The sequence below is a fragment of the Peptoniphilus sp. genome (assembly GCF_022767005.1).
Lineage (GTDB): Bacteria > Bacillota > Clostridia > Tissierellales > Peptoniphilaceae > Peptoniphilus_A.
The window spans coordinates 1-8,122 of the sequence record NZ_JALEOV010000015.1; the positions used below are offsets into that span (position 1 = coordinate 1).

Genomic DNA, 8,122 nt, shown 5'->3' on the forward strand with positions numbered 1-8,122 from the left:
AAATTTTTAGTCAAAATATTGTAAAAGATTTTTGAACCAAATGCCATTGCAGCTGACGCAATAGTTATTTTAATTACATTTGTAAAAAGTTTTTTATTAAATACATTTCCAATTAATTTGATTGATGGAAGATAAATCGCAATTGCTCCAACTATAAAAGAAATTGAAGTCGCAAGGGCAATTCCTCTTATCCCCATTATTTTTGAAAGTAAAAATGCTAGAAAAATATTAATTGCAACTATTAATACTGAATTTATTACTGGAGTTTTGTTGTCGCCAAGAGAATAAAACACTCTTGATATAATTTCTCGCACACCAATTCCAATTACACCAAAGGCAAAAAAAGATAAAACTGTGGCAGTAATCCTTGCATCATCAACAGAAAATTCTCCACCAACAAATAAAAGATTTACAATTGGAAAAGAATAAATGTATAAACCAAAGGCTGCCGGCACAACTAAAAGCAACATATTAGAAAGACCTTCTGAAAGAGCAGACTTTAAATTTTTGAAATCTTTTTTTGAACCAAAGTTTGCAAGTTTTGGATAAGTAGCAGTGATAATTGATGTTACCACAATTCCCGTTACAAAACTTTGAAGTTTGTAGGCATAGTTTAAAATTGAAATTCCTCCAGAATAAGCTCCCGATGCAATGGAGCGAGAAATCATAAAGTTAATTTCAATTGCCGAAGTAGAAATTAAAATTGGAAGAATTGAAATGAACATCGCCTTCATGTCCTGGTTAAAATCAATTTTCAAACTGTGTTTATATCCAAGCTTTTTAATTGGAAGAATAAAAATTGCATATTGAAACACAAAGGCAGCTAAAATTCCTATGGCAAGATAATTTATTCCAATTTTGTAAGAAATTCCCATGGAAACAATTAAAATAATATTCATGAGAATTGAATGCAAAACTGAAACTATAAACTTTTCGTAAATTTGTAAATAAGCCTTATAAATTGAACTCACAGCTGTAACGGCAATAGAAAGCATTGCAACTCTTGAAACAAATATTGCTACTTCAAGTTTTTCTCCCTCAAAACCTTCAGCCATTAGTTTTACAAGTGGTCTTGCAAAAATAATAGAAAATATAGTTACTATAATAAAGGCAATTAAAATGATATTTGAAAGATTGGCAGTAAAAGCATCAGCACTTTTTTTGTCCTCTCTAGTCTTTATTTTGTCGTACATTGGTATGTAGCCATTTGCAACAGCACCACTAATTACATTTGTAAAAGTCATGGGAAGTTGGAATGCAATTAGAAAAATATCTGCCACCATTCCAACGCCAAAAAAGTATGCCAGTGCCTTTTCTCTCAAAAGTCCAAAAATCTTTGAGACAATTGTAATTATCATTAATATATATGAAGTCTTCATCTTTTCTCCTTTAAAATAAAAAACTCGAGATAACCTCAAGTCATTATATATTTATTTAATTCGATTTACAAGTAAGACCTGAATTTAATTTCTATCTTTTATACTTATGAAAAAAAGTTTTTAAAAACTAAAATAGATGACAATATAACTTTTAGCCGCCCTATTACATTAGTTTAAATAAAAAACGGATGCAACCTACTAAATATAGGTAGCATCCAATAAGTTTACTTAAACTATATTATTGTGTCCAGTTTTAGGGTTACACATAAAATGTCGCTGTTTTCTAATAAAATTTATTTTGCTTGATTTACTGCATCATTTGCTGCTTCTAAGAATTGGTTATAAGATTGTGTTGCACCACTAATTGCTGTAACTTCTTCTACTGAACCCTTTTCTTTAAGATCTTTTCCATATTTTTGAGAAGCTTCAAGAGTCATTTGTGCAGTTTTGTATCCATCTTCGCCAGCTTCTTTTCCGTAATCTTCGTCCTTTTCTTTTCCTTCTTTGTCAAGATTTTTAACAACAGCATCGCTTATTTTTCCATCAGCAACTGTAACAGTAACTTCAATATATCCGCCGTAATCATCTGTGGAAGATTTTCCTGTATAAGTTCCATCTTTAAGAGTTGCTGCCGTTTCAGTTTTTGCATTAGCAGTAGTTTCTACTTTCTTATTGTTTTCCTTTGCTGCATTTCCCTTTGCATTGTTTTTTGCTCCGCCACATCCGACAAGTGTTAGTGATAACATTGCAATTGTAGCCATTGTAAGTTTTTTCTTCATAAATATCCTCCTTAATAAATTATAATTATATTAATTAACTTGCCAAAATCATTCTAAATTTAAAAATTTCGCCAAATCAATTTCTACCAAATTTATACTTCCTCTTGAAATAATTTTCATTTCGCCTGTTAGTTGATAAATCCAATTTGAAATAAAGGGCTCATGTGAAACAAATATATAATTTTCCCCTTTATCTAAATTTTCTAAAATATCTTTTATTCTTCCACCAGCAAGGTATTCCTTGACTTCATAGGTAGAGTCAAGGTGTTTTGCCAAAATTTCTGCAGTTTCTTTTGCTCTCTCAAGGGGTGATGAATAAATTTTGTAAGATCTCTTGTCCTTTAAATTGTTTGCAAATACTTTAAAGGATTCTTCCAATTTTCTCTTCCCAATAGTAGTTAACTTTCTCTTAAAGTCGTCATCTGCATAAATTTCAGCCTCGCCATGTCTTATAAAATAAATTTTCATTTTAAATTGTAAAAGGCATCAAAACCTGGATAATTTGAAAGATCGCCAAGTTCATCTTCTATGCGAAGAAGTTCGTTGTATTTTGCTACTCTTTCACTTCTTGCTGGTGCACCAGTTTTTATAAATCCTGCATTAGTTGCAACTGCTAAATCTGCAATTGTTGAGTCTTCACTTTCTCCAGATCTATGAGAAATTATTGCAGTGTAATTATGTCTTTTTGCAAGTTCAATTGCATCTAGTGTTTCTGTGATTGTTCCTATTTGATTTAATTTAATTAGAATTGAGTTTGCAGATTTCTTTTCAATTCCTTCTTGAAGTCTTTTTGTATTTGTAACGAAGAAGTCATCGCCAACTAATTGAACTTTATCGCCAAGAAGTTCTGTAATGTGTTTCCATCCATCCCAATCGTCTTCTGCAAGTCCATCTTCTATTGAATAAATTGGATATTCATTTACAAGTTCTTCATAGAATTTTGAAAGTTCTTCTGAATTAAATTCACGGCCTTCACCTGCAAGTATATATTTTTTCTTATCTGCATCATAAAATTCTGAAGCTGCTGCGTCAATTGCAAGTACAATGTCCTTACCTGCTTCATATCCAGCTGCCTTTACTGCTTCAAGTATGCAGTCAAAAGCTTTTTTATTAGATTCAAGATTTGGTGCAAATCCACCTTCATCTCCAACTCCAGTTGAAAGTCCTTTGTCCTTTAAAACCTTTTTAAGTGCGTGATAAACTTCTGCACCCATTCTTAGTGCTTCTTTAAAAGTTTCTGCGCCAATTGGCATAATCATAAATTCTTGTATGTCAACATTGTTATCTGCGTGTTCGCCACCATTTATTATATTCATCATTGGAATTGGCATTGTCTTTGAATTTACTCCGCCAAGATATTGATAAAGTGGGAGTCCTGCTTCATTTGCTGCAGCTCTTGCAACTGCAATTGAAACTCCAAGGATTGCATTTGCTCCAAGTTCGCCCTTGTTTTCAGTTCCGTCAAGTTCTATTAGCATTTTATCGATTCCAAGTTGATCAAATACATCAAAGCAAATTAATTCTTCAGCAATTCTTTCATTTACATTTTTAACAGCTTCTTCTACGCCCTTGCCATTATATCTTTCTTCTCCGTCGCGAAGTTCAACAGCTTCGTGAACACCAGTTGATGCACCACTTGGCACAATTGAAGACCCAAATCCGCCATTAACTGTTCCAATTTCTACTTCAACAGTTGGATTTCCCCTTGAATCAAGAACTTCTCTCGCATAAACATAATCAATTAAACTCATAATTCCTCCTAATTAAAATAAACTTTCGCCAGTCATAAGTTCTGGCTTTTCAATTCCCATGATTTTTAAAATTGTCGGCGAAAGGTCGCAAAGTGCCCCGCCTTTTCTTAGTTTTACATCTTTATTAAAAAGAAAAATTGGCACAGGATTTGTGCTGTGACTTGTTACAACATTTCCCTCTTTGTCAATCATATATTCGCAATTCCCATGGTCTGCAGTAATTATTGCGACGCCCTCTTTCTCCTTTAAAACCTTTAAAATTCTGCCTAAATTTGCATCAACTGTTTCCACAGCTTTTATTGCCGCCTTCAAGTTTCCTGTGTGTCCAACCATATCTGGATTTGCAAAATTTAAAATTATTACTCCGTATTTATCTTCTTTTAATTTTGCAATCACAGCATCTGTAACTTCATTTGCACTCATTTCAGGTTTTAGGTCATAAGTTGCAACTTTTGGGGATGGAATAAGAACTCTGTCTTCCCCTTCAAAAGGCTTTTCTCTTCCACCATTGAAGAAAAATGTAACATGTGCATATTTTTCTGTCTCTGCAATTCTAAGCTGATTGATTTTATTTTTTTCCAAAATTTCACCCAATGTGTCCCTTGGAATTTCATCTTTAAAGGCAACAAATTTATTTTTAATATTTTTATCATACTCTGTCATAGTTACAAGAGTTGTATTTATTTTTTCTCTTTCAAATCCCTTAAAGTCATCGTCAACTAATGCCCTCGTAATTTGTCTAACTCTATCTGGTCTAAAGTTAAAAATTATTATTGAATCATTTTCTTCAATTTCAGAATTTTTCACAAATTTTGCAGGCAATAAAAATTCATCGGTAATATCTTTATCGTAGGAAGATTTTACATAATCTAGAATATCTTCTTCGACAAAATCCACATTTGATATAAGGTCATCGTAATATTTCTTAGTTCTCTCCCATCTATTGTCTCTGTCCATTGCATAATATCTTCCAGAAATTGTAGCAATCTTCCCATTTCCTATTTTGTCTATTTCATCTTGAAGCTCTTTAATATCTTCTAATGCAGCATAGGGAGATACATCACGACCATCTGTTATTGCGTGTATATAAGTTTTTTCTATTCCTTCATCTGCCATTAACTTTATAAGAGCTTTTAGATGATCAAAGTGTGAATGAACTCCACCCTTTGATACAAGTCCAATTAAATGAACCTTTGAATTGTTTTTCCTTGCACTATCAATTGCTCTTTTAAATTCAGGATTTTTAAAAAATTCGCCTGACTTAATCGCCTCAGTTATCTTTGTGAGGTTTTGATAAATTACCCTTCCTGCACCTATGTTTAAATGTCCAACTTCAGAATTTCCCATTTGTCCATGAGGAAGGCCTACATATTCTTCACTTGCAAAAATTTCTGTGTGAGGTGAATTTTTATAAAGCTCATCAAGAGTGGGAGTTTTCGCGAGTTTTACTGCATTTCCTACTTCAGATTCGTTTATTCCAAATCCATCCAAAATTATTAGCATAGTTGGTTTCATAAATTTTCACCACACTTTATTATTTCAATAAAATCCTTGACATCTAGGCTTGCTCCTCCGACAAGAACTCCGTCAATATTTTCTTTTGCCAAAATTTCTTTTGCATTAGATGGTTTTACAGATCCACCGTATAAAATTCTAATTTTTTTAGAAATTTCCCCATAATTTTTGTTTATAATTTCTCGAATTTCTCTACACATATTTTCTGCATCTTCAGAAGAACAAGTTTTGCCAGTGCCAATTGCCCAAATTGGTTCATAGGCAATGGTAATATTTTTAAGATTTTCTACACCACTAAGAGAATTTAGCAATTCATTTTTTACAAAATCTAATTCTTTATTTTCTTCTTTTATCTCAAGAGATTCTCCAAGGCAAAGAATAACAGATAAATTATGAGAAAGAGCCCTTTTTATCTTTGCATTTACAATTTCGTCGCTTTCCGAAAATTTTTCTCGTCTTTCTGAATGACCGATGATTACATTTTTAACCCCAATATCTTTAAGCATATTAGCTGAAACTTCGCCAGTAAAAGCTCCATCTTCAAATTCAGAAACATTTTGTGCAGCAACTTCAATTTTATCTTTTACACTTTTTGTAAAACTTTCTAGAGAAACAAAACTTGGAGCAATAAGAATATCTACATTTTCAAATCTAAAATCATTTATTTTATTTGCAAATGCAAGAGCCTCACTAGAAGTTTTATTCATCTTCCAATTTCCACAAATATATTTTCTTCTCATGCTTCTTCTACCGCCTCAATGCTAGGAAGTTTTTTGCCTTCAAGCATTTCAAGACTTGCGCCACCACCTGTTGAAATGTGAGTTAATTTATCTGCTACGCCAGCTTTTTCAACTGCAGAAACAGAATCTCCTCCGCCAACAATTACTGTTGCGCCAAGATTTGCTAAGATTTTTGCTAGTTCAATAGTTCCATGAGAAAATTCTTTAATTTCAAAAACTCCACAAGGTCCATTTAATACAACTGTCTTTGCATCTTTTAGAGCAGCTTCAATATCCTTTAAGCTTTCTCTTCCAATATCTAAGATCATATCATCTTCACTTACATCTTCTGCGTCCTTTAAAGTTCCCTTTGCATTTTCAGAAAGTTCTGGAGCAACTATTACATCTCTCGGCAAAATTAAAGCAACGCCCTTGTCAATTGCCTTTGCCATTATTTCTCTTGCAAGGTCTAATTTGTCATCTTCAACTAGAGATTTGCCAACTTCAAGTCCCTTCGACTTTAAGAAAGTATTTGCCATAGCACCAACAATTACTAACACATCAACTTTTTCTAGCAAGTTTTCAATTACACCGATTTTATCAGAAACTTTTGAACCACCAAGAATTGCAGCAAAAGGTTTTTCTGGATTTTTAAGTACATCTTCAAAATATTTAATTTCTTTTTCAACTAAAAGTCCAACACAGGATGGCAAAAATTCAGTAACGCCAACATTTGAAGCGTGAGCTCTATGTGCTGTTCCAAAAGCATCATTTACAAAAATATCTCCAAGAGAAGCAAGTTTTTTTGAAAAATCAGCATCGTTCTTCTCTTCGCCCTTTACAAACCTAAGATTTTCAATAAGAGCTATTTCGCCCTTTTTAAGTTTTTTAACTTCTTCAATGACATTTTCGTCTACAACTTCCTTTGAAACAATAAATTTAACATCCTCCTTTAAAAGTTCAGAAGCTCTTTTTGCCACTGGTGCAAGAGAAAGTTCTTCTTTGTATTCTCCCTTAGGTCTTCCAAGATGACTCATAAGCACAACTTTTGCACCCTTTTCTATTAAATAATTAATAGTAGGAATGGCTTTTACAATTCTATCGTCTCCAGTAACTTTGCCATCCTTTAGTGGAACATTAAAGTCAACCCTAACTAGTGCAGTTTTATCGTTAAAATCAAAATCTCTAATAGTCTTTTTCACATTACACCTCTTATTTTCGATTTTTCATTAAAATTATCAATTAAATTATACCATAAATTAAAAGAGTTTATATTTGTAGAATAGTTTAATATTTATAATTTATCGTGAAGTATAATTTCATAAATGTTTAATAGAATGTAAAATACTTGACTTTTTGATTTTTTATGCTATGCTTTGATAAATAGATAAATTGTTAAATGCCTTTTATGTTTACTATATAGAGAATGCTTGCATAAAAATAACTTTGATAATTAACCAATATTACATAATTTTATTTTGTCGTGTATGTGGATTTTCAAGTACTAATTTAAATTTGTTTGTCTAAGTTATTAATTTACGGAAGAGTGATATTTATGAAAATGCAAATATTAAAATTTCTTACATTAATTCAGCCTCACTATCTTTTTAATATTATTGAAATAATTCTTTTAATTTTAATATTAAATAGGTTAAAAGAGTTGTTTAAGGAGATGTGATTTTATGGAAAAATATTCTGAAAGTGTGCGAATTCTTACGAGTCTAATTCCCTATACTGTTTTACATGTTATTAAGATTGTTTTATTAGTTAAAATATTAAATCTTTTAAAACATTTTAAAAATCAATGAAATCTTTGGCACAATCATAACCACCGGCTAAGCCGGTGGTTTGTTATGCCCCTATAAGGGGCTGTTACCGGCAGCATTCCATGCTTTGAATTTTCTTTCTCGCGCACCTTTTTCACAGCTAGTGCTAAAGCACTTTAGTTTCTGCTTTTGTTCACTTGCTCACCCGTAAAC

7 protein-coding genes are annotated in these 8,122 nt (G+C 32.0%); all 7 read right to left on the minus strand.

Annotation, left to right across the window (positions count from 1 at the left end):
- The coding region (murJ, locus tag MR285_RS01230) for a murein biosynthesis integral membrane protein MurJ (protein ID WP_293557302.1) at window positions 1–1,379 on the minus strand (1,379 nt) is incomplete at its 3' end.
- Window positions 1,380–1,672: 293 nt separating this feature from the next.
- Complete coding sequence (locus MR285_RS01235) at window positions 1,673–2,158, minus strand: FMN-binding protein (protein ID WP_293557303.1); 486 nt, start codon at window positions 2,156–2,158, stop codon at window positions 1,673–1,675.
- Between the two features lie 48 nt (window positions 2,159–2,206).
- A complete protein-coding gene (locus MR285_RS01240) occupies window positions 2,207–2,626 on the minus strand; it encodes a histidine phosphatase family protein (protein WP_293557304.1) in 420 nt (139 codons plus the stop codon).
- Complete coding sequence (eno, locus tag MR285_RS01245; protein WP_293557305.1) at window positions 2,623–3,909, minus strand: phosphopyruvate hydratase; 1,287 nt, start codon at window positions 3,907–3,909, stop codon at window positions 2,623–2,625. Before eno ends, MR285_RS01240 begins: the two co-directional genes overlap by 4 nt.
- A gap of 12 nt (window positions 3,910–3,921) precedes the next feature.
- Window positions 3,922–5,424 (minus strand): 2,3-bisphosphoglycerate-independent phosphoglycerate mutase, encoded by a 1,503-nt coding sequence (gene gpmI / locus MR285_RS01250; protein ID WP_293557306.1) that lies wholly within the window; start codon window positions 5,422–5,424, stop codon window positions 3,922–3,924.
- Entirely contained in the window at window positions 5,421–6,164 is a 744-nt protein-coding gene (gene tpiA, locus MR285_RS01255) for a triose-phosphate isomerase (RefSeq protein WP_293557307.1), read from the minus strand. The genes gpmI and tpiA overlap by 4 nt, the downstream gene beginning before the upstream one ends.
- Window positions 6,161–7,345, minus strand: coding sequence for a phosphoglycerate kinase (locus MR285_RS01260; RefSeq protein ID WP_293557308.1), 1,185 nt, complete (start codon window positions 7,343–7,345; stop codon window positions 6,161–6,163). The genes tpiA and MR285_RS01260 overlap by 4 nt, the downstream gene beginning before the upstream one ends.
- Window positions 7,346–8,122 lie beyond the last annotated feature (777 nt).

What these genes read in the sequence shown, in the direction of transcription:
- eno (WP_293557305.1), bottom strand. Translation starts at nt 3,909, where the DNA reads ATGAGTTTAATTGATTATGTTTATGCGAGAGAAGTTCTTGATTCAAGG.
- MR285_RS01240 (WP_293557304.1), bottom strand. Translation starts at nt 2,626, where the DNA reads ATGAAAATTTATTTTATAAGACATGGCGAGGCTGAAATTTATGCAGAT.
- gpmI (WP_293557306.1), bottom strand. Translation starts at nt 5,424, where the DNA reads ATGAAACCAACTATGCTAATAATTTTGGATGGATTTGGAATAAACGAA.
- MR285_RS01235 (WP_293557303.1), bottom strand. Translation starts at nt 2,158, where the DNA reads ATGAAGAAAAAACTTACAATGGCTACAATTGCAATGTTATCACTAACA.
- tpiA (WP_293557307.1), bottom strand. Translation starts at nt 6,164, where the DNA reads ATGAGAAGAAAATATATTTGTGGAAATTGGAAGATGAATAAAACTTCT.